The sequence below is a fragment of the Leifsonia sp. NPDC102414 genome (assembly GCF_044765685.1).
Classification (GTDB): domain Bacteria; phylum Actinomycetota; class Actinomycetes; order Actinomycetales; family Microbacteriaceae; genus Leifsonia.
The window spans coordinates 1,184,514-1,209,146 of sequence record NZ_JBIWKN010000001.1 but is presented as its reverse complement, the minus strand read 5'-3'; the positions used below and the strand labels follow the sequence as shown (position 1 = coordinate 1,209,146).

General features: G+C 68.1%; 25 protein-coding genes. 15 read left to right on the top strand and 10 right to left on the bottom strand.

Features of this window, described 5'->3' with window-relative positions:
- Positions 1-20 precede the first annotated feature (20 nt).
- Genes ACIRCZ_RS05795 through ACIRCZ_RS05780 form a run of 4 tightly spaced genes read right to left on the bottom strand, consistent with a single transcriptional unit; the run spans position 21 to position 2,108 of the window.
- The gene (locus ACIRCZ_RS05795) at positions 21-458 is read right to left on the bottom strand and encodes a hypothetical protein (protein WP_055895918.1); all 438 of its coding nucleotides are present in this window, start codon (positions 456-458) and stop codon (positions 21-23) included.
- Entirely contained in the window at positions 455-1,288 is an 834-nt protein-coding gene (locus ACIRCZ_RS05790; RefSeq protein ID WP_055895922.1) for a DUF72 domain-containing protein, read from the bottom strand. Before ACIRCZ_RS05790 ends, ACIRCZ_RS05795 begins: the two co-directional genes overlap by 4 nt.
- Positions 1,288-1,659, bottom strand: coding sequence for an RNA-binding S4 domain-containing protein (locus tag ACIRCZ_RS05785; RefSeq protein ID WP_200949648.1), 372 nt, complete (start codon positions 1,657-1,659; stop codon positions 1,288-1,290). Before ACIRCZ_RS05785 ends, ACIRCZ_RS05790 begins: the two co-directional genes overlap by 1 nt.
- A 2-nt stretch (positions 1,660-1,661) precedes the next feature.
- A complete protein-coding gene (locus tag ACIRCZ_RS05780; RefSeq protein ID WP_055895929.1) occupies positions 1,662-2,108 on the bottom strand; it encodes a hypothetical protein in 447 nt (148 codons plus the stop codon).
- Positions 2,109-2,180: 72 nt separating this feature from the next.
- Between ACIRCZ_RS05780 and ACIRCZ_RS05775 the strand changes: the two genes are divergently transcribed.
- Complete coding sequence (locus ACIRCZ_RS05775; RefSeq protein ID WP_055895934.1) at positions 2,181-2,687, top strand: hypothetical protein; 507 nt, start codon at positions 2,181-2,183, stop codon at positions 2,685-2,687.
- Here ACIRCZ_RS05775 and ACIRCZ_RS05770 read toward each other — a convergent pair.
- Positions 2,677-3,507, bottom strand: a complete 831-nt coding sequence (locus tag ACIRCZ_RS05770; RefSeq protein WP_402850569.1) for a DUF1295 domain-containing protein — start codon at positions 3,505-3,507, stop codon at positions 2,677-2,679. The genes ACIRCZ_RS05775 and ACIRCZ_RS05770 overlap by 11 nt on opposite strands.
- A 73-nt stretch (positions 3,508-3,580) precedes the next feature.
- On the opposite strand from ACIRCZ_RS05770, the gene ACIRCZ_RS05765 reads away from it, so the two are divergent.
- The 4 genes from ACIRCZ_RS05765 (at position 3,581) to ACIRCZ_RS05750 (ending at position 6,111) form a co-directional block, all read left to right on the top strand.
- Positions 3,581-4,195, top strand: a complete 615-nt coding sequence (locus ACIRCZ_RS05765; RefSeq protein WP_055895938.1) for a CDP-alcohol phosphatidyltransferase family protein — start codon at positions 3,581-3,583, stop codon at positions 4,193-4,195.
- A gap of 12 nt (positions 4,196-4,207) precedes the next feature.
- The gene (locus tag ACIRCZ_RS05760; protein ID WP_321164258.1) at positions 4,208-4,711 is read left to right on the top strand and encodes an FHA domain-containing protein; all 504 of its coding nucleotides are present in this window, start codon (positions 4,208-4,210) and stop codon (positions 4,709-4,711) included.
- 13 nt (positions 4,712-4,724) lie between these two features.
- The gene (locus tag ACIRCZ_RS05755; protein WP_402850564.1) at positions 4,725-5,423 is read left to right on the top strand and encodes a MerR family transcriptional regulator; all 699 of its coding nucleotides are present in this window, start codon (positions 4,725-4,727) and stop codon (positions 5,421-5,423) included.
- A gap of 142 nt (positions 5,424-5,565) precedes the next feature.
- Positions 5,566-6,111, top strand: a complete 546-nt coding sequence (locus ACIRCZ_RS05750; protein ID WP_055895947.1) for a MerR family transcriptional regulator — start codon at positions 5,566-5,568, stop codon at positions 6,109-6,111.
- 95 nt (positions 6,112-6,206) lie between these two features.
- Here ACIRCZ_RS05750 and ACIRCZ_RS05745 read toward each other — a convergent pair whose 3' ends face one another.
- Positions 6,207-7,013: a ParA family protein gene (locus ACIRCZ_RS05745; protein WP_055895949.1), complete on the bottom strand. Its 807-nt coding sequence runs from the start codon at positions 7,011-7,013 to the stop codon at positions 6,207-6,209.
- A gap of 80 nt (positions 7,014-7,093) precedes the next feature.
- On the opposite strand from ACIRCZ_RS05745, the gene ACIRCZ_RS05740 reads away from it, so the two are divergent.
- From ACIRCZ_RS05740 to ACIRCZ_RS05725, 4 genes are all read left to right on the top strand, one after another.
- On the top strand, positions 7,094-10,498 hold the full coding sequence (locus ACIRCZ_RS05740) for a pyruvate carboxylase (protein ID WP_402850560.1): 3,405 nt from the start codon (positions 7,094-7,096) through the stop codon (positions 10,496-10,498).
- A gap of 142 nt (positions 10,499-10,640) precedes the next feature.
- Positions 10,641-11,960: a MinD/ParA family protein gene (locus ACIRCZ_RS05735; protein WP_055895956.1), complete on the top strand. Its 1,320-nt coding sequence runs from the start codon at positions 10,641-10,643 to the stop codon at positions 11,958-11,960.
- 37 nt (positions 11,961-11,997) lie between these two features.
- A complete protein-coding gene (gene def / locus ACIRCZ_RS05730) occupies positions 11,998-12,489 on the top strand; it encodes a peptide deformylase (protein WP_402850555.1) in 492 nt (163 codons plus the stop codon).
- 76 nt (positions 12,490-12,565) lie between these two features.
- On the top strand, positions 12,566-13,411 hold the full coding sequence (locus ACIRCZ_RS05725; RefSeq protein ID WP_055895962.1) for an NAD(P)-dependent oxidoreductase: 846 nt from the start codon (positions 12,566-12,568) through the stop codon (positions 13,409-13,411).
- An 18-nt stretch (positions 13,412-13,429) separates the two neighbouring features.
- Here ACIRCZ_RS05725 and ACIRCZ_RS05720 read toward each other — a convergent pair whose 3' ends face one another.
- Positions 13,430-15,259 (bottom strand): long-chain fatty acid--CoA ligase, encoded by a 1,830-nt coding sequence (locus tag ACIRCZ_RS05720; RefSeq protein ID WP_055895966.1) that lies wholly within the window; start codon positions 15,257-15,259, stop codon positions 13,430-13,432.
- Between the two features lie 149 nt (positions 15,260-15,408).
- Here ACIRCZ_RS05720 and ACIRCZ_RS05715 point away from each other — a divergent pair, with 149 nt between their 5' ends.
- The 3 genes from ACIRCZ_RS05715 (at position 15,409) to ACIRCZ_RS05705 (ending at position 18,516) form a co-directional block, all read left to right on the top strand.
- The gene (locus ACIRCZ_RS05715; RefSeq protein ID WP_055896607.1) at positions 15,409-16,359 is read left to right on the top strand and encodes an ROK family glucokinase; all 951 of its coding nucleotides are present in this window, start codon (positions 15,409-15,411) and stop codon (positions 16,357-16,359) included.
- Between the two features lie 9 nt (positions 16,360-16,368).
- On the top strand, positions 16,369-17,058 hold the full coding sequence (locus ACIRCZ_RS05710) for a 1-acyl-sn-glycerol-3-phosphate acyltransferase (protein ID WP_055895970.1): 690 nt from the start codon (positions 16,369-16,371) through the stop codon (positions 17,056-17,058).
- 129 nt (positions 17,059-17,187) lie between these two features.
- A complete protein-coding gene (locus ACIRCZ_RS05705; RefSeq protein WP_157480411.1) occupies positions 17,188-18,516 on the top strand; it encodes a class II 3-deoxy-7-phosphoheptulonate synthase in 1,329 nt (442 codons plus the stop codon).
- 115 nt (positions 18,517-18,631) lie between these two features.
- Here the strand turns inward: ACIRCZ_RS05705 and pknB are convergent, their stop codons facing one another.
- Complete coding sequence (pknB, locus tag ACIRCZ_RS05700; protein WP_055895978.1) at positions 18,632-20,548, bottom strand: Stk1 family PASTA domain-containing Ser/Thr kinase; 1,917 nt, start codon at positions 20,546-20,548, stop codon at positions 18,632-18,634.
- A 91-nt stretch (positions 20,549-20,639) separates the two neighbouring features.
- Positions 20,640-21,773: a LysM peptidoglycan-binding domain-containing protein gene (locus ACIRCZ_RS05695; protein ID WP_402851664.1), complete on the bottom strand. Its 1,134-nt coding sequence runs from the start codon at positions 21,771-21,773 to the stop codon at positions 20,640-20,642.
- Between the two features lie 157 nt (positions 21,774-21,930).
- On the opposite strand from ACIRCZ_RS05695, the gene ACIRCZ_RS05690 reads away from it, so the two are divergent.
- On the top strand, positions 21,931-22,272 hold the full coding sequence (locus ACIRCZ_RS05690) for an Rv2175c family DNA-binding protein (protein ID WP_055895981.1): 342 nt from the start codon (positions 21,931-21,933) through the stop codon (positions 22,270-22,272).
- 43 nt (positions 22,273-22,315) lie between these two features.
- On the opposite strand, the gene ACIRCZ_RS05685 is transcribed toward ACIRCZ_RS05690, so the two are convergent.
- Positions 22,316-23,431 (bottom strand): polyprenyl synthetase family protein, encoded by a 1,116-nt coding sequence (locus ACIRCZ_RS05685; protein ID WP_402850549.1) that lies wholly within the window; start codon positions 23,429-23,431, stop codon positions 22,316-22,318.
- 76 nt (positions 23,432-23,507) lie between these two features.
- Here ACIRCZ_RS05685 and ACIRCZ_RS05680 point away from each other — a divergent pair, with 76 nt between their 5' ends.
- Together ACIRCZ_RS05680 and mraZ are read left to right on the top strand one after the other, a co-directional pair.
- Positions 23,508-23,897: a DUF3040 domain-containing protein gene (locus tag ACIRCZ_RS05680; RefSeq protein ID WP_055895988.1), complete on the top strand. Its 390-nt coding sequence runs from the start codon at positions 23,508-23,510 to the stop codon at positions 23,895-23,897.
- A gap of 254 nt (positions 23,898-24,151) precedes the next feature.
- Positions 24,152-24,583: a division/cell wall cluster transcriptional repressor MraZ gene (mraZ, locus tag ACIRCZ_RS05675; protein WP_055895993.1), complete on the top strand. Its 432-nt coding sequence runs from the start codon at positions 24,152-24,154 to the stop codon at positions 24,581-24,583.
- Positions 24,584-24,633 lie beyond the last annotated feature (50 nt).

Below are 24,633 nucleotides of genomic sequence, written 5' to 3'. Positions count from 1 at the left end.
GGCTGCGTGTCGTCGGAGGACTAGCCCCCGCCGCAGGGCAGGTGCCAGACGGCAGGGTCCATCGGGAAGCCGAACGCCCACACCAGCCACACGGTCACGGCGGAGAGCAGCACGATCGCCAACGCGACGACGCCGAGTGCGCGCCCGAGGTTCAGCACGACGGCGACGTAGCCGACGAGAACGGCGAGGGCGCCGAATGCCAGCGCGCCGACGACGGCCCACCCTTTGAGGTCGAGCACGAGCTGCGACACGTGCTCCTGTGCAGGGGTGAGCGACGGCCCCTCGCACGCCGAGATCGTGGTCGCCCGCGCGATCGGCGCGTAGAGGAGGGCCGCGAGGCCGAGTACGCCAGGGCCGCACGCCGCGGCGATGATCGACGAGATCAGGGCCGTCACGCCCACGAAGCGGAACGGGACGGCCCGCCGGCGTGCGACGGCATCCGGCGTGGTCGCGCTCATGCGTCGGTCGCCTCGGCCGGCAGCCCCAGCCGCTCCCGCAGGGCCATCGCATCCACCGGCGAACGCACCTTCAGGTCGTTGTCGAAGTACGCGTACACATCCTGACCGGCGTCCAGCCAGCGCCGGATGTCCTCCGCCCAGCGGTCGAGCGCCTCCGGGGTGTATCCGCTCGCGTACAACTCCTCGTCGCCGTGCAGCCGCAGGTACTGGAAGTCCGCTGTGGTTTCCCGGATGACGGGGTAGCGGCCTGCCGTGTCCGCAACGACGATGGCGACTGCCGCATCCCGTGCCATTGCTGTGAACTCCGGCACGTCGAAGGTCGCATTGCGCACCTCCACCGCGTGCCGAAGCGGGAGCTCGAGGCCTGGCGAGAGGAAGGTGCGGTCCTCGTCCAGGGTCGACTCGGCGCCGAGGGCCGCGGCCGCCGTGGTCGTTCGCGGCAGCGTGGCCAGGAACGCGGCGACCGCCTCCGGATCGAACGGCAGGTTCGGCGGCAGCTGCCACAGCATCGGCCCGAGCTTCTGGCCGAGCGCGAGCACTCCGGATGCGCAGAAGTTCGCCACCGCCTCCCGCGCGTTCTTCAAGCGCAGGATGTGCGTGATGTACCTGCCGCCTTTGACCGAGAAGACGAAGTCGTCGTCCGTCTCCTCTGCCCAGCGGCGGTAGCTCGCCGGTTTCTGCAGCGCGTAGAAGCTTCCGTTGATCTCGATCGAGTCCAGTCGCTCCGCCGCGTATGCGAGCTCCGCGCGGTGGGGGAGACCCTTCGGGTAGAAGACTCCGCGCCACGGAGCATACGTCCATCCGGAGATGCCGATGCGGGCGACGGCCATCAGCGCCCCCGCAATTGGTCCAGGATGCGCCTGTCGCGTTTCGTCGGACGCCCAGCCCCGCGCTCGCGCACGATCGCGGACGGCGCCTCGGCCTTCGGCGGCGGAGGGGGAGTCAGTTCGTCGACGCACTCGGCGGCGACGGCAGCGCCCACCCGCTTCACGATCAGCCGCTTAGCGATCAGGATGCGCTCCGTCTCGCCGACCCGCGCCCGCACCTCGTCGCCGATCTTCACCGGAGTCGCCGGCTTGGCCTTCTCTCCGTTCACCCGCAGGTGACCGGCCTTGCACGCCGTGGATGCGGCGGAGCGGGTCTTGTACAGCCGCACCGCCCACGCCCAGGAGTCGACGCGGACGCTCGCAGGTTCAGCCACGATCAGACCGCTTCGGCCAGCTGGCTCTTCCACTTCACGAGGCTGCGGACGGTCTTGCTCTTGTCGTTTGCGAGCTTGTCCATCACGTCCGCGGGCACGAAGTAGTTGACGGCCACCCAGCCGCGCACGACCTCCGAGCGGTCGTCGGCGAGCATCCGGAGGATGTCGCACGGCGTCGCCTCGTTCTTGGCGACGCACCCGCGCACACCGGCGTCCTTGTCTTTCGCGAGAGTGAGGAAGAGGTCCTCCGGCGTGTTGTAGCTGCTCGCGACGCTCTCCCTGATCTTGGGATTCGGGTCGGTGGCCAGCAGACGCAGGCGACGGATCTTGCTCTCGGTGACAGGGGGAGCCGGGTGCAGGGCCGCCGCCTCCTCCGCGGTGAGCATCGCAGGCCGCTGCTCACGCATCGCCTGACGCTGGGCCGGGGTGTTGAACCGAATGCACGACATCCTCCAACGGTACGCGCTCGATCCATCGAAATGTGGAAGCGGGCGCGCGTCGCGCAGGGTTACCGTAAAAGCATGGAATCTCTGCTGAGGACGCTCGACCGCATCGCGGGAGGGCGGCACGCCGACTACACGATTCCGGATGAGAACCTGCGCGATCCGAGGACCCGCCGTGCGTTCGTGGTGATCACCTGGCTGCTGGTCGCCGAGTTCGTGGTGGGTGTCGCCGCCGTCGTGATCGCGGTGGTCCTGGCCGTCGGCGGCGAGAGCATCCCGTGGGCCGTGTGGATGCGCAGCGTCGTGGTGCTCGGCATGACGGTGACGCTGTTCTACTTCGCCTGGCGCGCGCAGAAGGGCTACTACTGGGCGTACTCGCGGCTGAGGCTGTTCTCGAAGATCTTCCCGGTCGTCACCCTCGTGATCGCCGCGATCCCCGGGCTGTACCCGCTCTGGATGGTGACGGAGCAGATCCTGTTCAGCCTCATCCTGATCGGCGTGGCGGACTATCTCGACTCCGACCACATGCGCGCCGCATTCCCCAAGCCTGGCAAGGCAGGCGGGCAGGAGCCGGCTACGGCGTGACGGGCTCCTCGCCGCGGCTCCGCGGCGGCCACGGCACGATCGGCGACGTGCGCCGCTGGTACTGCGCGTACTCCGGGTAGCGCGACAGCGAGATGCTCTCGGTGAACACCGTCGAGCCGATGAACAGCCCGGTCAGCAGCAGGGGGCCGATGACCGTCCACTGCAGGATCGACCCGGCGGCGACGCAGCCGAACAGGAAGACGACCCACCACTGCGCCTGCTCGAAGAAGAAGTTGGGGTGCCGCGAGACGCGGAACAGGCCGGACTGCAGGAAGCGCGGCTGCGGCTCTCGCCCTGCCGCCTTCTCCGCGTTCTTCCACCGGTGGAAGTTCCACTGCTGCTGGTCGGCCACGGTCTCGCCGACGAGGAACGCGAGGAAGCCGACGGCGCAGACGACGTCGAGCACGCCGAGCGGGGTCTGGTGCAGGTAGGCGGTCCAGGCGGGAAGCGTGATGAGGAAGAGCAGCACGTTCTGGTAGATCACGATGAAGAACAGGTTGAACAGCCAGAACTGCCAGGCGGGCATCCTGCCGCGCAGCACGGCCCAGCGGTAGTCCTCTCCGCCCGGCGCGTATCCGCCCTTGCGCGCGAAGTTGAAGGTGAGCCTGATGCCCCAGAGGGTGACGAGGACCGCCATCAGGTTCAGCCGCGCATCCTGCAGCCCGGCGAAGCCCGCGTAGATCCAGACGTACGCGACGGGCACCACCGACCAGATGCGATCGACCCAGGAGTGCTCGCCCGTGACGAGCGAAAGCACCCAGGTGACGACGCAGACGCCGACCAGGACCCACAGACTGACGATGAAAGGCTCCACGCCCACATCTTATGCACGCATTCGTCCCGCGCCGCGGAGCTTCCCGGCGCGGGCGGCTGGATCACTAGACTCGTACCTCGTGGATGGTGTCGGTGCGCGCGAGGTGAGTTCGCGGGTTCTGACGATCCCGAACATCCTGAGCTTCTTCCGGCTCGCCCTCGTGCCGGTGTTCCTGGCGTTCGTGATCGTCGGTCAGGATGCGCTGGCGCTGCTCGTGCTCGTCGTGTCGAGCATCACGGACTTCCTCGACGGTTTCCTCGCCAGGCGCCTCAACCAGGTGTCGCGACTCGGACAGCTGCTCGATCCGGCCGCCGACCGGCTGTACATCTTCGCCGCCCTGATCGGGCTGGCCTGGCGCGAGGTCATCCCGTGGTGGCTGGTGGCGATCATCGTGGCCAGGGACGTCATGCTCGCGGTGCTCGGCGTCATCCTCGCGAACCACGGCTACGGCCCGCTTCCCGTGCATCACCTGGGCAAAGTCGCCACGTTCTGTCTGTTCTGGGCGCTCCCGCTGCTCATGCTCGGCGAGGCATTCGACGCTCTCGCGCCGTTCTCTCTGCCGCTCGGCTGGGCGTTCGCGCTCTGGGGAGCCTTCCTCTACTGGTGGGCCGGATTCGTGTATATCGGAGAAACGGCTCGGGTAATCCGCCTTCCGGCCGACGACGGGGCCGACCGATCCGATACGCTGGAATAAGAGGAGGTTGACGTGCCTGACGAGACATACCCGAATGGGCCGGCGGACGACGCCGAGAACAACCCCCTGCGTAATTCAGCCGCGGGGAACGAAGACACGACCGCACGCTTCGGCGAGGAGTTCGTGTCGAAGATGTACCCGATGGATGGGGAGATCTCCCCGGAGGAGCAGGAGGCCATCGCCGCTCTGCCGTCCGGGTCGGCTCTGCTGATCGTCCGCCGTGGTCCGAACACCGGTGCGCGCTTCCTGCTCGACGCCGATGTGACGAGCGCCGGACGCCACCCCAACGCCGACATCTTTCTCGACGACGTGACCGTGTCGCGTCGTCACGCGGAGTTCACCCGCCGCGGAACGGCGTTCGAGGTCCGCGACCTCGGATCGCTGAACGGCACGTACTACGACGGGGTCCGCATCGAGAGCGCCCTGCTCTCCGACTCCGCCGAAGTGCAGATCGGCAAGTTCCGGCTCACGTTCTACGCCTCGCGTCTCGACCTCGCAGCGTCGGCCCAGAGCTAGTGGCGCACAGCTAGTGGCACGGCAAGCAGCGAGCGCTCGCGCCGGCTCGCCTGCGCTGCTCAGCATCGGCCAGGTGCTCGCGCGCCTCACGCCGGAGTTCCCAGACCTCTCGTCGTCGAAGCTGCGCTTCCTCGAGGAACGCGGGCTGGTGTCCCCGGCGCGCACCGCGTCCGGCTACCGCAAGTTCTCCCCGGACGACGTGGAGCGACTGCGCATCGTGCTGGGGATGCAGCGCGACCACTACCTGCCGCTCAAGGTCATCAAGGCCTACCTCGCCGAACTGGATGCGGGTCTCGACCCGCAACTGCCTGGCGCGGCTCCCACGGCCGGTCCGTCCATGCTGCCCACCGGCCGCCGGTTCAAGCGCGGCGAGCTGCTGCGCGAGGCGCAGGCGAGCCAGGAGCTCCTGCAGGACGCGATCAGCGCATCCGTCATCGCGCCGGCCGAGGTCTACGGCGAGGAGACGCTGGCGGTGCTGCGTGCACTGGTCGAACTCCAGCGGCACGGCATCGAACCGCGCCACCTGCGCGGTTTCCGCGCGGCGGCGCAGCGCGAACTCGGCCTCATCGAGACGGCCCTGGTGCCGATCGCCAGGCGCAACGACGTGTCGAGCAGGGCGCAGACCGCAGAGCTCGCGCGCGAGATCGCCGGACAGCTGGACGTGGTGCGCGGGAGCATCATCCGGTCGGCTCTCTCGCGCATCCAGCCATGACAGCGCGCACGGCACTGACGGATCGCCTCGACACGCCGATAGTCAAACTGCGAATGTCGTTGCCCGCGACCCTGACCATGGGTACCGTGGATGATGCGCCTGTCGAACATGCGCATCCCAAGATCGGGCGAGAGGCGAACCCATGAGTGAACTGAGTCGTGACAACGACGCGGCCCGGTACGATCTGGGGCTGCTGTTCACCGACGGCCTCCCAGAGATGGACGACGCCAACGGCTATCGCGGTGCTGTCGCAGCCCGCGCTGCCGGCATCTCGTACCGTCAGCTCGACTACTGGGCGCGCACGGGACTGGTCGAGCCGACCGTCCGCGGTGCCGCAGGATCGGGATCGCAGCGCCTCTACGGCTTCCGCGACATCCTCGTCCTCAAGCTCGTCAAGCGCCTTCTCGACACCGGCATCTCGCTGCAGCAGATCCGCACGGCGGTCAACCAGCTCCGCGAGTCCGGGGTCAACGACCTCGCCCAGACCACGCTGATGAGCGACGGCGCGAGCGTCTACCTCTGCACCTCCAACGACGAGGTCATCGACCTCGTCAGCCGCGGCCAGGGCGTCTTCGGCATCGCCGTCGGCAAGGTCCTCCGCGAGGTCGAGTCGAGCCTCGTCGAGCTCGACACCCAGACCGACGCCATGGACGAGCTCGCCGCTCGTCGCGCCACCAAGGCCTCCTGAGCCGCTCTCAGATCCGCTGCGCTCTCCGTCCGAACGGAGTTCTCGGCTGCGCGTCGCCCGAACGTTCCTGCTGAGCTGGCGCAGCGGAACGGCTGTTACGGTGCGACCGCGTACTCGCCGATGCGGGCGGTGCGCAGCACGCGCTCCAGCAGCATGTCGAAGTTGTGCGCCATCTCCTGCGCGCTCTCGCCGGGCCAGACGTGCAGCGGCTTCGCCGCGCCCTGCGCCTGCTGCAGCGATGTGCGCTCCGGAAGCTGAGGGGAGAGCACGAGCGGCCCGAACATGTCGCGCAGCTCCTTGATGCGGAACTGGTGCTCCAGCGACTGCACGCGGGCGCGGTTCACGATGATGCCGAGCGGCTGGAGGCGGGGGGAGAGCCCGCGCCGGATCTCCTCGATCGCGCGCAGCGCGCGGTCGGCCGCAGCGACGGAGAACAGGCCGGGCTCCGTGACGACGGCAACGCGGTCGCTCGCGGCCCACGCTGTGCGGGTCAGAGCGTTGAGCGATGGGGCGCAGTCGATCAGCACCAGCTCGTAGTCGTGCTCGACGTTCGCCAGCGCCTCTTCGAGCTTCCAGATGTCGCGGATGCTCGGGTGCGGTCCGTCGAAGTTGATGGCGGACGGGCTGCCGATCATCACGTCGATCTTGCCTGTGCGGCCCTTTGTCCAGCCGGAGGGGGCGATGGCCGCGCGGACGATCTTCTCCTTCGGCGAGGCGAGCACGTCGGCCACGTTGAGGTGGCCTGCCACCTGAATGTCCATGCCCGTGGACACGTCCGATTGCGGGTCGAGATCGACCACGAGCGTTCGGAGCCCCTTGGCGAACGCCGCGGAGGCCAGTCCAAGCGTCACTGTGGTCTTGCCGACACCGCCCTTGAGGGAACTAACGCTGAGTACGTGCACAAGAAGCCACGTTACCTTCACTAGTCTTAGAGAACCTAACCGTTTGCTGTGTGGCGTCGCCCCCTGCTCGAAAGGTCCCCATGTTCCGTAAGATCCTCGTTGCCAATCGCGGTGAAATCGCCATCCGGGCCTTCCGGGCCGCTTACGAGCTCGGCGCTCAAACCGTGGCGGTGTTCCCGTATGAGGACCGCAATTCCATGCACCGCCTCAAGGCGGATGAGGCGTACCAGATCGGCGAGCCCGGCCACCCGGTGCGCGCGTACCTCGACGTCGCGGAGATCATCCGCGTCGCCAAGGAGTGCGGCGCAGACGCCATCTACCCCGGCTACGGCTTCCTCTCCGAGAACCCGGAGCTGGCAGAGGCCGCCCGCGAGGCCGGCATCACGTTCATCGGCCCGCCGTCGCGCGTGCTGGAGATGGCGGGCAACAAGGTCACCGCCAAGGAGCACGCCATCGCTGCAGGCGTGCCCGTGCTCAAGTCGACCCCTCCGTCGAAGGACATCGACCTCCTCATCTCGCAGGCCGACGAGATCGGCTTCCCGATCTTCGCCAAGGCCGTCGCGGGCGGCGGCGGCCGAGGGATGCGCCGCGTCAACACCAAGGACGAACTCCGCGGGGCCCTCGAAGAGGCGATGCGCGAGGCGGACAGCGCCTTCGGCGACCCGACCATGTTCTTGGAGCAGGCCGTTCTGCGCCCGCGCCACATCGAGGTGCAGATCCTCGCAGACTCGCACGGCGCCACCATGCACCTGTTCGAGCGCGACTGCTCCGTGCAGCGCCGCCACCAGAAAGTCATCGAGATCGCTCCGGCCCCGAACCTCGACGAGGAGACCCGCCAGGCGCTCTACGCCGACGCGATCGCGTTCGCCAAGTCGATCGGCTACGAGAACGCGGGAACCGTCGAGTTCCTGCTCGACACGGCGGGGGAGCGCGCGGGCGAGCACGTCTTCATCGAGATGAACCCGCGCATCCAGGTTGAGCACACGGTCACCGAGGAGATCACCGACGTCGACCTGGTGCAGTCGCAGATGCGCATCGCTGCGGGGGAGTCGCTCGCCGACCTCGGCCTCAGCCAGGAGACCGTGCACATCCGCGGGGCGGCCCTCCAGTGCCGCATCACCACGGAGGACCCGACGGCCGGCTTCCGGCCGGACACCGGCAAGATCACCACGTACCGCTCGCCGGGCGGCGGCGGCATCCGCCTCGACGGCGGAACGATCAACCCCGGCGCGCAGATCAGCCCGCACTTCGACTCGATGCTCGCCAAGATGACCTGCCGCGGCCGCGACTTCGCCGCAGCGGTGAGCCGCGCACGCCGCGGTCTGGCAGAGTTCCGCATCCGCGGCGTCTCCACGAACATCCCGTTCCTGCAGGCCGTCCTGGACGACCCGGACTTCATCGCTGGCAACGTCAGCACCTCGTTCATCGAGGAGCGCCCTGAGCTGTTCAAGGGCCGCGCGTCCAAGGACCGCGGCACCAAGGTGCTCAACTGGCTCGCCGACGTCACGGTCAACCAGCCGAACGGCGCCCGTCCGGAGACGCACGCGCCCGTCGACAAGCTGCCGAAGATCGACCTGTCCGCTCCGGCGCCCTCCGGCTCGCGGCAGAAGCTGCTCGAGCTCGGCCCCGCCGGGTTCGCGAAGGCGCTGCGTGCGCAGACCGCCCTCGCGGTGACGGAGACGACGTTCCGGGATGCGCACCAGTCGCTGCTCGCGACCCGCGTCCGCACCCGCGACCTGCTCGCGGTCGCCCCGTACGTCGCCAGAATGACGCCGGAGCTGCTCTCCGTGGAGGCCTGGGGTGGAGCGACATACGACGTCGCGCTGCGCTTCCTCGGCGAGGACCCGTGGGAGCGCCTGGCCGCACTCCGCGATGCGCTGCCGAACGTCAACATCCAGATGCTGCTGCGCGGTCGCAACACGGTCGGGTACACCCCGTATCCCACCCAGGTGACGGATGCGTTCGTCCGGGAGGCCGCTGCCACCGGTGTCGACATCTTCCGCATCTTCGACGCCCTCAACGACGTGTCTCAGATGCGCCCGGCCATCGAGTCGGTGCTGGCGACGGGAACCGCCGTGGCCGAGGTCGCGGTCTGCTACACCGGCGACCTGCTCGACCCTGCGGAAGACCTGTACACGCTCGACTACTACCTGCGTCTCGCCGAGCAGATCGTGGAGTCCGGCGCGCACATCCTCGCCATCAAGGACATGGCCGGCCTGCTGCGTCCGTCCGCGGCTGAGAAGCTCGTCTCGGCCTTCCGGGAGCGCTTCGACCTGCCGGTGCACGTGCACACGCACGACACGCCAGGCGGCCAGCTCGCCACCCTGCTCGCGGCCAGCCGCGCGGGAGCGGACGCGGTCGACGTCGCCAGCGCGCCGATGTCCGGCACCACCAGCCAGCCGAGCGCATCCGCTCTCGTCGCCGCGCTCGCGCACACCGAACGCGACACGGGCATCTCGCTCGCGTCCGTGAACGCGCTCGAGCCGTACTGGGAGGCCGTCCGCCAGGTCTACCGTCCGTTCGAGTCCGGCCTGCCGGGCCCGACAGGTCGCGTCTACAAGCACGAGATCCCCGGCGGCCAGCTCTCCAACCTGCGTCAGCAGGCGAAGGCGCTCGGCCTCGCGGAGGACTTCGAGCTCGTCGAGGACATGTACGCGGCCGCCAACCAGATCCTCGGGCGCATCCCCAAGGTGACGCCGTCGTCGAAGGTCGTCGGCGACCTCGCGCTGCACCTCGCGGCCGTGCACGCCGACCCGGCCGACTTCGCAGAGAACCCGCAGAACTACGACATCCCCGACTCAGTGGTCGGCTTCATGGCCGGGGAGCTCGGCGAGCTGCCTGGCGGCTGGCCGGAGCCGTTCCGCACCAAGGTGCTCGCGGGCAAGACCGTCAAGATCGGGGTCGAGGATCTCTCCCCGGCAGACGCGAAGGCCCTCGAAGGCTCCAGCCAGGAGCGCCGCTCCACGCTCAACCGCCTGCTGTTCCCCGCTCCGACGCGTATCTACGAGCAGATGCGTGAGCTGTTCGGCGACCTGTCCGTCGTCGACTCGCTCGACTACCTCTACGGCCTCAAGCAGGGCAACGAGCACGTCATCGAGATCGACAAGGGCGTTCGCCTCTACATCGGCCTCGAAGCCATCGGCGAAGCGGACGACAAGGGGATGCGCACGGTCATGACCACGCTCAACGGCCAGCTCCGGCCGGTGTTCGTGCGCGACCGCGGCATCGTCGTGGAGGCGAAGGCGGCCGAGAAGGCGGACACGGCGAAGCCCGGCCAGGTCGCGGCTCCGTTCTCCGGTGTCGTCACGCTGCAGGTCGCCGTCGGCGACACGGTGGCGGCCGGCCAGTCGGTCGCGTCCATCGAGGCCATGAAGATGGAGGCGGCCATCACCGCCCCCATCGCCGGCACGATCGAGCGGCTCGCCATCCCGAAGACCCAGCAGGTCGACGCCGGCGACCTCCTCGTCGTGGTCGCCCCCGCCTGACCCACCCCCCCTCATAATCGAGTCCGAACTTATTCACGTCCGCGCCCGGCGTGGCGCGTGAATAGGTTCGGACTCGTTTGCTGCGTGCGACGGCCAGCTAAACTGTGTCCGTCGCTCGCTGCGACAGAAAGAGATGTGATCCGTGCCAGACAACCTCAAGCCCGAGCGCCCGGAACCGGGTTCGCTCGTGTCGCCTGACGACGATCTGACCATCGCGGTTCCAGAGAACCTCAGCATCGCCGTCGACCTGCCGCCCGCCCCTGCACCCGAGGTGCCGGAGGACGAAGCGGCCGTCGCGATCGACGAGGTCCCCGTCAATCCCGGGTTCGTCGCTTCTCCCGCCGAGCCGACGACCATGTCCGTCGCCATCGTCGCTTCGCGGCTCGCCACCGGTCCGACCGGTACGATTCCAGCCGCCGACGGGCAGGGCGACGCCGCGCGCGAGGCCCACGAACTCCCAGCGGGCGACCCGTTCTCGCAGTCCCGTCGCGGACGCCTGCGCGGCGAGCACTCGCAGCAGCCGGAGCCGGCGGCGATGCTCACCGCCGATCGTCTGCTCGAGGTCAACCGCAACACCCGGCCTGGTCCGGAGGGCGGCTGGCAGCGCTTCGTCTACAACGTCACCTTCCGCATGGTGAACCTCGGCGACTCCGCCAAGGCGCGCGCCCGCAAGGAGCTCGACCACCGCATCCAGAAGCAGTTCGAGGGCGGAACGCGCTTCGTTCCCGTGCTCACCCGCAAGGGCGGCGTGGGAAAGACCACCGTCACCACCCTGCTCGGGATGGCGCTGGCCGATGCCCGCGAGGACCGCATCATCGCGATCGACGCGAATCCCGACCGCGGCACCCTGTCGGAGCGCGTGCCGAAGCAGACCCGTGCGACCGTGCGGGATGTGGTCCACAAGGCCGCGACCATCGGCGGCTTCACCGACTTCTCGGCCCTCGTCTCGCGCGACGAGACCCGGCTCGACATCCTCGCCTCCGACACCGACCCTCTGCTCTCCGAGGCGTTCGACGAGAACGACTACAACGTCGTCGCCGACCTGTCCGCGCGGTTCTACTCGATCGTGCTCACCGACTGCGGCACCGGCATCGTCCACTCGGTCATGCGCGCCACGCTGCAGCGTGCAGACTCGGTCGTCATCGTCTCCGGCGGAAGCGTCGACGAGGCGCGCCTGGCGTCCGAGACGCTGACCTGGCTGGAGGCCAACGGCTATGGCGACCTGGTGCGGAACGCGGTCGTCGCCCTCAACACGGCCACCCAGGGCACCAACCTGGTGAAGCTCGAGGAGATCGAATCGCACTTCCTGTCGCGCGTGCGCGACGTCGTGCGCATCCCGTACGACCCGCAGCTCGCCGCAGGCTCCGTCGTGTCGTACAAAGACCTGAAGCCCCTGACCAAGCAGTCGGCGCGCACTCTCGCCGCCCTGGTGGTCGAGGGCCTGCCCACCTCACGCGGCTGAGCCGCGCATCCCGTTCCCTCGTGCCTAGGAGACAGCTGTGACCGAACGTCAGATCCGCCTGTTCGGCGACCCCGTCCTCAAGACCGTGTCCGAGCCGATCGGCGACATCGACGACGGCGTGCGCGGACTGGTGGAGGACCTGGTGGACAGCGTGCTGCCGCCCGGCCGCGCAGGCGTCGCCGCACCGCAGATCGGCGTCAACCTGCGCGCGTTCAGCTACAACGTCGACGGCGAGGTCGGCTACATCATCAACCCGGTGCTCGTCGAGGTCTCCGGCGAGCCGGAGCTGGTGGATGAGGGCTGTCTGTCCGTACCGGGGCTCTGGTTCAAGACCGCTCGCTACCCGTTCGCCACCGTGCGCGGCATCGACCTCGACGGCAATGAGATCGAGGTGTCAGGCACCGGAGTGATGGCGCAGGCGCTGCAGCACGAGACCGACCATCTCGACGGCAAGCTCTACCTCGACCGGCTCGACAAGGACAGCAGGCGCGAGGCGATGAAGCAGGTCCGCGAGTCCGACTGGTTCTAGGACTCTCGACAGGTCGCGGGGCTCTCGACCGGTTCCTGGCTCTCGCCGCCGGTCGTCGGGCACCTAGACTGGCGTCATGCGTATCGCGGTCACCGGTGGATCAGGAAAACTCGGGCGCACCGTCGTCCGCGAGCTGAGGGCTGCGGGCAACACCGTCGTCAATCTGGATGCGACGGGGGAGCGTGGTCCAGGGTTCGTCCGGGTCGACCTCACCGACTACGGGCAGACGATCGACGCCATCCTCGGCGTCAATGACCAGCACGACGGCTTCGACGCGATCGTGCACCTGGCCGCGATCCCTGCCCCAGGCATCCTGAGCGACGTCGCCACCTTCCACAACAACATCAGGGTCACGTACAACGTGTTCCAGGCGGCGCGCAGGGCGGGCATCCGGAACATCGTCTACGCGTCGAGCGAGACCGTGCTCGGCCTGCCGTTCGACGTGCCTCCGCCGTACATCCCGGTGGATGAGGACTACCCTGCCCGTCCCGAGAGCACGTACTCCCTCGTCAAGCACCTCGAAGAGCAGCTCGCGATCGAGCTGGTGCGCTGGGACCCGGCGCTCAAGATCGTCGCCCTGCGGTTCTCGAACGTGATGAACCCGGAGGACTACGCCGCGTTCCCAGGATTCGACGCGGACGCGCTGGCACGCAAGTGGAACCTCTGGGGCTACATCGACGGCCGCGACGGAGCCCAGGCCATCCTGCGCGCCCTCGAGTGGGACACCACGGGGTTCGACCGCTTCATCATCGCCGCCGCCGACACCGTGATGTCCCGCCCGAACGACGAACTGGTCGCCGAGGTGTTCCCCGGGGTTCCGCTGAAGGGCGAGCTGGGCGTCAACGACACCCTGCTGTCGATAGCCAAGGCCCGCCAGGTGCTCGGCTACGAGCCGAAGCACTCCTGGCGGGACGAGGTCTGAGCGACGGTCACGAGGGCGCTAGTGCGCCAGTGAGATGCCCTGCGTGGCGGGAGCGCCGCTGTAGATGCCCTCGATCACGTCGGCGAAGTCCGTCAGGATCACGTTGCGCTTGATGCTGAGCTTCGGCGTCAGGTGGCCGCTGGCCTCGGTGAGGTCGGTGGAGAGGATCACGAACTTGCGGATGGACTCCGCCCGCGACACCCCGGCGTTGGCCGTCTCGATGGCGCGCTCGATCTCGGCGTAGACGGCCGGGTTGACCGACGCCTCCGCGAGTGTCATGTCCTTGTCCTCGCCGTTGTTGGCGAGCCAGGTCGGCAGCATCTCGGTGTCGAGGGTGACGAGCGCTGCGATGAACGGCTTCTGGTCGCCGACGACGATCACCTGGCTCACCAGCGGGTTCGCCCGCACAGGGTCTTCGAGGGCGGCGGGGGAGACGTTCTTGCCGCCCGCGGTCACGATGATCTCCTTCTTGCGCCCGGTGATGGTCAGGAAGCCGTCGTCGTCGAAGGAGCCGAGATCGCCCGTGCGGAACCAGCCATCGTCGAACGCGGCCTCCGTCGCTTCCGGGTTCTTCCAGTACTCCTTGAAGACGTTGATGCCCTTGACCTCGATCTCGTTGTCGTCGGCGAGACGCAGCGAGACACCGGGGAGCGCGGGGCCGACCGTGCCGATCCGGAACGTGTCAGGACGGTTCACGGTCGCGGGAGCGGTGGTCTCGGTGAGGCCGTAGCCCTCCAGGATCTTGATGCCGAGGCTGTGGAAGAAGTGCCCCAGGTGCGAGCCGAGCGGCGCGGAGCCGGAGACCGCGTACTTCACGCGTCCGCCCATCGCTGCGCGCAGCTTGCTGTAGACCAGGCGGTCGAAGATCGCGAAGCGGACGCGCAGGCCGAACGGCACGCTCCCCGCCTCGACGGCCTTCGAGTGCTCGACGGCCACGGCGGCCGCCTTGCGGAAGATCTTGCCTCGGCCGCCGGACTCTGCCTTCTGCTCCGCCGAGTTGTAGACCTTCTCGAACACGCGGGGAACCGCGAGGAGGAACGTCGGCTTGAAGCTGGCGAGCGCCGGCAGGAGCTGCTTGGTGTCTGCCTGGTGGCCCACCTTCACGCCCGCCGTCACGCAGAGCACGGCGATGAAGCGCGCGAAGACGTGGGCTGTGGTGATGAACAGCAGAGTGGATGCGCCACCCGGCTGCATCACGACCTCTTTCAGCGCCTCCGCCGAGTTGCGCGAGAGCTCGACGAAATTCGCGTGCGTGAGAACGCATCCCTTGGGCTTCCCTGTGGAGCCGGAGGTGTAGATCAGCGTGCCGATGTCCTCGCCGCGCGCCAGGTTCCTTCGGCGCTCGATCTCACCGTCCGGGATGCCCGTGCCGGACGCGGCGAGCTTGTCGAGGTCGCCGAGGTGGAGCTGCCAGACGTTCTGGATGAGCGGGAGGTCGGGGTGCACCTCGTCGAACCGGGAAAACATCTCCGCGTTCTCCAGGATGACGGCGATCGCGCCGGAGTCGCTCATGTTCCACTGCACCTGGGCGGGGGAGGACGTCTCGTAGATCGGCACCAGCACGGCGCCGGCGAACCAGGCGGCGAAGTCGATCAGCGACCACTCGTAGCGGGTCTTGCACATCAGGCCGATCTTGTCGCCCGGCTGGATGCCGGCCTGCACGAATCCCTTGGAGAGGGCGACGACCTGGCGCAGGAACTCCGCGGCGGTCACGTCCTTCCAGGCGTCGCCGTCCGGGATGCTGAACAGGGGCGCATCCGGAGTGGCGGCGACGCGGTCGACCAGCAGGTCGGTCGCGTTCGCCTCAGGGTCGGCGGGAACGATGGCGGGTGAATCGAACTGTTTCACGGTAACTCCCTCGGTACCGGGGCGGGCGTCAGACGGGCCAGATGGCTTCAGCCACACTGGGTAACTACACTCTAGATGGTGCGGATGTGAGTCTTCTGGCGCTCGCCGACTCCCGCGCCATACCCGCAACTCAAGGAAAGGCTGTGTCTGTGCACGCGATCGGGATCGACATCGGCGGAACGAAGATCGCAGGCGCAGTGGTCGACGAGCTCGGCACCATCGTCCGCGAGGACAGGGTGCCCACCGACGCAGCCCAGCCGCACGAGATCGAGAACGCCGTCGTCGAGATGATCGAGCGGCTCTCCGACGGAGACGAGGAGATCGCCGGCGCCGGTGTCGCCGCCGCCGGATTCATCGACGCCGCGCAGTCGACGGTCTACTACGCCCCCAACATCAACTGGCGCAACGAGCCGTTCAGGGAGAAGCTCGAGAAGCGCCTCGACCTGCCGATCCTGATCGAGAACGACGCGAACGCCGCGGGCTGGGCGGAGTTCCGCTACGGCGCTGGCCGCCTGGTCAGTGACATGGTCATCCTCACCATCGGCACGGGCGTCGGAGGCGCGATCGTCAGCGGCGACCGCCTGTTCCGCGGCGGCTTCGGCGCAGGCGCCGAGGTCGGCCACATGCGCGTCGTGCCAGGCGGCCTGCCGTGCGGCTGCGGCGCCCACGGCTGCATCGAGCAGTACGGCTCCGGTCGCGCGCTGCAGCGCATGGCGAACGAGCTGGCGGATGCGGGCGGCATCGGGCAGACGCTCGCCGACGTCCGTTCGCGCAATGGCTCTCTGAGCGGTACGGACATCAGCGAACTCATCATGGCCGGCGACCCTGGCGCACTAGCGGCGCTACGGCAGCTCGGCGACTGGCTCGGTCAGGCCTGCGCGAGCCTCGGCGCCGTGCTCGACCCCCAGTTGTTCGTGTTCGGCGGCGGCGTCGCCCAGGCCGGCGAGCTGCTGCTCGAGCCGATCAGGCTCGCCTACCTGGAGAACCTGCCTGCCCGCGGCTTCCACCCGGAGCCGGAGTTCCGCATCGCGGAGTTGGTGAACGACGCCGGCGTCGTCGGCGCCGCCGACCTCGCGCGGTTGCACGCCACCGCGCGTTAGGCTGAGCCGGTGTTCTACTGGCTGATGAAGCACCTGATCGCGGGCCCCCTGCTGAAGGGGATCTTCCGTCCGTGGGTCGTGGGGCTCGAGAACGTCCCGGCGAACGGCGCCGTGATCCTCGCCAGCAACCACCTGTCGTTCATCGATTCGATCTTCCTGCCGCTCGTCGTCGACAGGCACGTGTCCTTCCTCGCCAAGAGCGACTATTTCACCCGCACAGGCTTCAAAGGCTGGGCGACCAAGTCGTTCATGATGGCGACCGGCCAGATCCCGATCGACCGCTCGGGCGGCAAGGCGTCGGAGGACTCCCTCAACACCGGTCTCGCTGTTCTCTCTCGCGGTGAGATCCTCGGCATCTACCCGGAGGGGACACGCAGCCCGGACGGCAAGCTGTACCGCGGCCGCACCGGCGTCGCCAGGATGATCCTGGAGGGCGAAGTGCCCGTCGTCCCCGTCGCGATGGTCGACACGGAGAAGATCATGCCGATCGGAACGCGCCTGCCGAAGATCGGCCGCATCGGGATCGTGATCGGCGAGCCGATCGACTTCTCCCGCTTCGAGGGCATGGAGGGCGACCGCTTCATCCTCCGCTCCGTCACGGACGAGATCATGTACCGGCTGCACGCGCTCAGCGAGCAGGAGTACGTGGACGTCTACGCCAGTAGCGTGAAGGAAAAGCGCGCGTCCCTTTCACGGTAGGCTCAAGTACCCGGCGCCGACCCGTGCGCCGAAAACACCCATCGGCGTGCCGATTTCGTGGCACGCCCTGAACTGAGCGGAAGACCAGTGCTAGACACCTCCGATCCCGTCGTTTTGGCTGACGAGTCTGTGATCGAGGGCCTGGACTATTGGCGCACGCTCGAGATCAAGCAGCAGCCCACCTGGCCCGATCAGGATGCGGCCGCAGCCGCCTCCGCGGAGATCGCTACGCTGCCGCCGCTGGTCTTCGCCGGTGAGGTGGACCAGCTCCGCGACCGTCTGGGCCGCGCCGCTGACGGCAAGGCGTTCCTGCTGCAGGGAGGCGACTGTGCCGAGACGTTCGCCGGGGCGACCGCCGACCAGATCCGCAACAGGGTGAAGACCGTGCTGCAGATGGCCGTCGTGCTCACCTACGGCGCATCCATGCCTGTCATCAAGATGGGGCGCATGGCCGGGCAGTTCGCCAAGCCGCGCTCCAGCGACACGGAGACGCGGGGCGGCGTCACGCTGCCGGCATACCGCGGCGACATCGTGAACGGCTACGATTTCACGCCGGAGTCGCGCCAGGCCGACCCGCGCAGGCTGGTCAAGGGCTACCACACCGCCGCATCCACGCTGAACCTGATCCGGGCGTTCACGCAGGGTGGATTCGCCGACCTGCGCCAGGTGCACAGCTGGAACAGAGGCTTCGCCGCCAACCCGGCCAACCAGCGCTACGAAGGCCTGGCCAAGGAGATCGACCGCGCGATCAAGTTCATGGAGGCGGCGGGAGCAGACTTCGACGAGCTCAAGCGCGTCGAGTTCTACTCCAGCCACGAGGGCCTGCTGATGGACTACGAGCGTCCGATGACGCGCATCGACTCGCGCACGGGTACCCCGTACAACACGTCGGCGCACTTCATCTGGATCGGGGAGCGCACGCGCGACCTCGATGGGGCGCACGTCGACTTCCTGTCCAGGGTGCGCAACCCGATCGGCGTCAAGCTCGGCCCGTCGACCACGCCGGAGACGATGCTGGAGCTGATCGAGAAGCTCGACCCGAACCGCGAGCCCGGGCGCCTGACGTTCATCACGCGCATGGGCGCAGGCAAGATCCGGGATGCGCTTCCCCCGCTGCTCGAGGCCATCAAGGCGTCGGACGCGAAGCCGCTCTGGGTCACCGATCCGATGCACGGGAACGGCCTCACGACGCCGAACGGCTACAAGACACGCCGCTTCGACGACGTGGTGGACGAGGTCAAGGGCTTCTTCGAGGCGCACCGCGCCGCGGGAACGCACCCGGGCGGCATCCACGTGGAACTGACGGGCGACGACGTCACCGAGTGCCTCGGTGGCTCGGAGCACATCGACGAGGAGACGCTGGCGACCCGCTACGAGTCACTGTGCGACCCGCGCCTCAACCACATGCAGTCGCTGGAGCTCGCGTTCCTCGTCGCCGAGGAGCTCGCCGCCCGCTAGCCCGCCTCCCCGGCCCCGGCTCCCAAACAATCGAGTCCGGACTTGTTCACACCACGACACGGCGTGTCGCATGAACAAGTCCGGACTCGATTGTTTTGCGGGGGGAGTGAGGGGGTCAGCCGAAGATGGGCTTGAAGGTGACCTTGACGGTCGAGCCTTTTTTAGCGTCCGTGCCGGCGGCTGGGTTGGTGCTCGCGACGATGGCGACGCCGGGCAGGATGTCCGCCGTCTTGTCGTAGTCGAGCTGGAAACCCGCATCCTGGAGGGCCTTCTTGGCGTCGATCCAGGTCTTGCCCGCGACGTCGGGCACGGGGACGGGCTCCGGGCCCTTCGAGGTCTCCAGCAGCAGGGTGTCGTTGGGCTTCACCGGCCCGTCGCTCTGTGCCTGCGCCTGGATCACGTCGCCCTCCGGCACCGTGTCGCTGTAGCTCTGCGGACCTTGCTCGGCGAACAGACCGACGTCTTTGAGGGTTGCGGTCGCGTCGGCGACGGACTTGCCTGCGACGCTCGGGATGGCGCCGACCGACACCACCAGGCTCACCTTCGCGCCCTCGAAGTACTTGCCGCCGCCGGAGAGGTCCGTGCCATCGGCCGTCGCTGCCGAGATCACGGTGTCCTTGGGGATCTTGGCGTCGAACTGCTGGGCGACCGGTCCGAGCTGTGCGCCGACCCCGGTGATCAGGGACGTGGCCTTCTCGAGCGTCTGCCCCGCGAGCGCCGGGATGTCGACCGGCTTCGGCCCCTGCGACACCTTGATGGTGACGACGCTGCCTCGGTTCGCGGACGCGCCGGGCTCTGGATCCGTGTTGGAGACGAGTCCGGTGCCGATCGTGGTGCTGTACTCCTGGCCGAGCTTGGTCTCGAAGCCGAGCGCCTTCAGCTGGGCGGCTGCCGCATCCGGAGTCTTGCTCGCCACGTTCGGGATCTGCACCAGCGAGCCAGGACCGGAGCCGAAGTACCAGCCGGTGCCACCGGCGACGCCGGCGAGCAGGATGACGAGCGCGAACAGCCACCAGCCCTTGCCGCGCCTGCGCTTGGCCGTGGCGGTGAGGGTGTCGATGGTGCTCGGCGTGGTGGAGGCGACCTGCTGCCGGATGGCCGGATTGATGATCTGCGTGTCGCCGTCGTCGATGCCGGGGCCGAAGGCCGGAGGCATCACCATCGTCGGCTGGAAGGCGGAGGTCTCGCCCCTGATCGCTTTCTCGGCCTCGACCAGGCGGTCGAGCATCTCCCTCGCGTCCTTCGGGCGCTGGTCGGGGTCTTTGGCCGTCGCCCAGAGCACGAGGTCGTCGAGCTCGGCCGGCACGGAGGGATTCTTGCTGCTCGGCGACGGCACGGAATCGTTGGCGTGCTGGTACGCGATCTGCATCGGCTGCTCGCCCTTGAACGGCTGCTCGCCGGTGAGCATCTCGAACATCATGATGCCGAGCGCGTAGATGTCGCTGCGCGCATCCGCCACCCCTCGGGTGACGAGTTCGGGGGAGAGGTATGCGATGGTGCCGAGGAGCGCCTGGCCGGTCGCCGTGTTGGCGCTTGCAGCACGTGCAAGACCGAAGTCGCCGATCTTGATGCGGCCGTCGTCGGCCAGCAGCACGTTCTCCGGCTTGAGGTCGCGGTGCACGATCCCGGCCTTGTGCGCGGCGGCCAGCCCGGAGAGCACCGCCTCCATGATGTCGATGGTCTGCTCCGGGGTGAGCTTGCCGTAGTCCTTGAGCAGATCGCGCAGGGTGATGCCGGGCAGATACTCCATCACCAGGTACGCCATGTCGGAGTCCTGGCCCTGGTCGAAGACGTTGACGACGTTCGGATGCGCGAGCCTGGCGGCGGAGCGCGCCTCCTGCACGAAGCGGCTCTTGAACGTGCTGTCGTCGGCGAGGTGGCCGTGCATGATCTTGATCGCGACCCTGCGCTCGAGGCGCAGATCGGTGGCGAGGTACACGGTGGCCATGCCACCTCTGGCGATCCGCGAGCGCACCTGATAGCGGCCGTCGATAAGACGGCCGATCATGGGATCGGTCTGGCTCGTGGTCACGAGTCGAGTTTAGGGAAAGGGGTCTGCGCGAAGCCTGCAAAACACCGTGAACGGCCGGGCCGTGATCGCGTTGTGACCATCCGGGGCCCGATCACCCGAGTTGGGCGAGCCAGGCCCGCGCCGACGCCTCCCATTTCGCGTACGCGTCCGGGTACGCGGAGATCTGCACGGCCTGTGCTGCCTGGGTGACGCTCATCGAGGTCCAGCCGGGGATGTCGAGCAGTCCGCGGGTGCGACCGGGGTTCGGATTGTTCTTCCCGCCGTAGAACGCCATCGCCGCGAAGTGCGGGTCGAGGATCTGGGCCGGGGTTCCCCATCCGGTGCTCTGGCGCTGCTGGAACAGGCCGAGCGAGTCGCGGTCGCCGTAGCGCACGTTGCGCATCCCGGATTCCTGGGCTGCCGCGGCGAGGGCGATCACGATGCCCTGGTCGCTGACGCCCTCCTGGCGTCCGACCTGCACGATGACGGCGGCGTTCGCGCGCATCTCGTCTGTGAGCGCGACGACGGCCCCGGTGGCGGGCGCGGGGATGGGGGCCGGCGCAACGGGGGCGGGAGCCGGTGCTGGCGCCGGTGCCGGTGCGGCGGCGTGCGGGGTGTTCACAGCGGCCGTCGCCATCCCAGGAATGGTCACGAGTTGGCCGGGGAAGATCAGGCTGGAGCTGCTGAGCCCGTTGGCGCTCAGGACGGCGCTGGTCGCGACGCCGAACCGCGCGGCGATGCCGCTGATCGTGTCGCCGGAGGCCACCTTGTACTTGCTCGCCGCCGGAACGGGGGACGGGGCGGTGACGGGTGTGGCGACGGTGCCTCCGCCGAGGGCCAGCACCTGGCCGGGGAAGATGAGGCTCTTCCAGCTGAGTCCGTTGAGGGCGAGCACGCTCGCCGTGGACAGGCCGAAGCGTCCGGCGATGCCGGACACCGTGTCGCCGTTCTGCACGCGGTAGCTCGCCGGGGCGGCAGCGATCGCGGTGGCGCCGGTGGACGCGGTCTGGGCGCCGCCGATGGTGCTCACGGTGGAGCCCGTGTCGCCCTGCTTCTGCGGTGCCTTCTCCTTGGAGCGCTCCGTCTCACCGCTGGGAGCGGCTGCGTGGGCGGGTGTAACGAGTCCGAGGGTGACGGCGACGGAACTGGCGATGGCGATCGGCACGGTTCCGAAGAGCCCGCGCGTCGTCCTGCGCTGCGCGCGCGTCGGAGTGTCCGTTGCTGAGTTGGTCTCACTGTCGATCATCGACATAGAACTCCCACCTTCGTGCCGTGTTGCGAGTCTCCACGCTGACACACAATGAATAAGGAGTCAATTAGTGTGACTGATGTGATTTGAGTTTACATGATCGTAACAATTGGATGCGCTCACGCCGAGGCCAAGGCCGTGGCACTCTTGAGGGGTGACTGAGCAAGCCCCAGCCCGCGAGTGGCTGACCATCCCCGACCTCGTCGACTCTCTCGGACTCGGTGTCAGCCGGGTCCGCCGCCTGATCGACGACCGCCACCTGGCGGCCAAGCGCATCGACGGCGTCCTCAAAGTCCCGTCCGACTTCCTCAAAGACGGCCAGCCGCTCGGCGAGCTCCGCGGCACGCTGATCGTCCTCGGCGACGCGGGGTTCGACGATGAGGAGGCCGTCGACTGGCTCATCCAGGAGGACGAGGTGCTCGGCACCGCGCCCATCGACGCGCTGCGCGCCGGACGCAAGGCCGAGGTTCGCAGGGTGGCCCAGGCGCTCGCCTGACCGCCTCCGCGGCACGGCTCGGACGCGGACTCCGCGCCGTGGCTCAGTAGTTCCTGCGGGTGACCGTCACGGCAAGCTCGCGCAGCTGCGCCTTGGCCTGGGGGCCGAGCGGGGCGGCGTCGAGCGCCTCGATCGCTCGCGCCACGTTGGCGGCGATCAGCTTCTCGACCCTGTCGACGGCTCCTGAGGCGCGGATCGTCATCTGCATCGTCTCGATCTGCTGCGCGGTGAGCGCCGGGTCGCCGAGCAGTTCGTCGAGCGTGGAGCGCGCGCCGCTCGGGATCGCCTCCCTGGTCAGAGCGATCAGCACCGTGCGCTTGCCCTCTCGGAGGTCGTCGCCGCTCGGCTTGCCCGTGACGGAGGCGTCTCCGAAGACCCCGAGCAGGTCGTCGCGCAGCTGGTAGGCGATGCCGAGCGGGAGTCCGAAGCCGCGCAGTGCATCGAGCTGGCCCAGCGTGGCCCCCGCCAGGCTCGCGCCGATCAGGAGCGGCGCCTCGATGCTGTACTTGGCCGATTTGTAGACGATCACCCGCTCCGCGCGTTCGAGCTGGTCGGCGTCCGGCTGGCTGCTCCAGCCGATCTCCTCGAAGATGTCGAGGTACTGCCCGGCCATCACGTCGATGCGCATCCGGTTGAACTCCGCGCGTGCCGCTCGCCTGGCGGACGGGCTGACCACCTCGGTGAGCCCCTCGTCGAACAGCTCGTCGCTGAGAATCAGGAGCAGATCGCCGAGCAGGGTCGCCGCCCCCGTTCCGAACGTCGCGCCAGAGCCCTGCCAGCGGTTCTCCGCGTGCAGGGACTCGAACCGCCGATGCGCCGCCGGAGCACCACGTCTGGTGTCCGAGTTGTCGATGATGTCGTCGTGCACCAGCGCTGCCGCGTGGAACACTTCGAGGGCGCTCGCGGCGGACACCACGGCGTCGAGCGGACCGCCAGGGGTGATGGTCTCGAGGTCCTCGTTCCCCGCCGAACGGACGGCCTGCCACCCCCAGAAACAGAACAGTGCGCGGAATCGCTTGCCGCCGCTGAGAAAATCCCGGGAGTACGCCGCTATCGGGGAGAGTTCGTCCGCTATGGAGACGAGAATGGACGCGCGTGCATCGAGGAATCCATCGATTCTGGACTGGATGAGGTCGACGAACCGAATGCTTTCTGACACACGCCTAGCCTAGCCATCACGGCGGGACTAGAATCAGGCTCACAACGCCACGAACCCGGGAAAGAGGGGGAAACGGATGCCGCTTTCGGAACATGAGCAGCGCCTCCTCGAAGAGATGGAGCGCAGTCTCTATCAGAACGACGCAGATTTCGTCGCGAAGGTCGGAGGCACGCGCGCTCGACCCGCGTACCGCTCCATCGTGCTCGGCATCCTCATCGCCGTGGTCGGTATCGCCGTCCTCGTCACCGGGGTGTTCGTTCAGCAGCCGCTGGTCGGCATCCTCGGCTTCGTCGTGATGTTTGCCGGTGTCCTCGTGGCCATCGCCCCCGGCAAGCGCATCGCGCCAGACCCGGATGCGACGCCGTCGTCCTCCACTCGTGGCGCCAAGCAGGGCAAGGCAGCCCAGGCCGGCTTCATGAACAAGCTCAACGACCGCTGGGACAAGCGTCAGGACGGGCAGGGCTGACCGCCTCCCTCCACCGGGCTCCACCCCCACCCCTCCTTCGGGCCGATCTTCGGATCGGCCCTTTTTTCATGCCCTTTTGGCACCCGGCTGATCCAAACCCATCCACTTCCCTCCACCAAAGAATTCGTTGATTTTCTGCGGCCTACTGGCCCCTTATCGGGGCAATATTCCCGAAACTGCTGAAATTGTGGATGGATGTGGAGTAAAGTGGAGCCACACCGCAACCTTGGCCGGAAGAGTGGGGGGAGTCACCGATGTTTCTCGGTACGTACGCCCCCAAGCTCGACGAAAAAGGACGCATCATCCTGCCGGCCAAATTCCGGGATGAGCTCGCGTCCGGAATCGTCCTCACTCGCGGCCAGGAGCACTGCGTCTACGTCTTCAGTCAGCGCGAGTTCGAAGCGCTGCACGAGAAGATCCGCCAGGCGCCGGTGACGAGCAAGCAGGCCCGCGACTACCTCCGCGTCTTCCTCTCCGGAGCGAGCTCGGAGGTTCCGGACAAGCAGCACCGCGTGACGGTGCCGCAGACCCTCCGCTCGTACGCGGGACTCGATCGCGACCTGGTCGTGATCGGCGCGGGAAGCCGCGCGGAGATCTGGGACGCACAGGCATGGGAGACCTACCTGGCCGAGCAGGAAGCAACATTCGCCAACACCACAGAGGAGGTGATTCCGGGACTCTTCTAGCCCCTGACGCCTGACTCCCAGCCATTCATCGCCCTGACGCACTTCCCCGG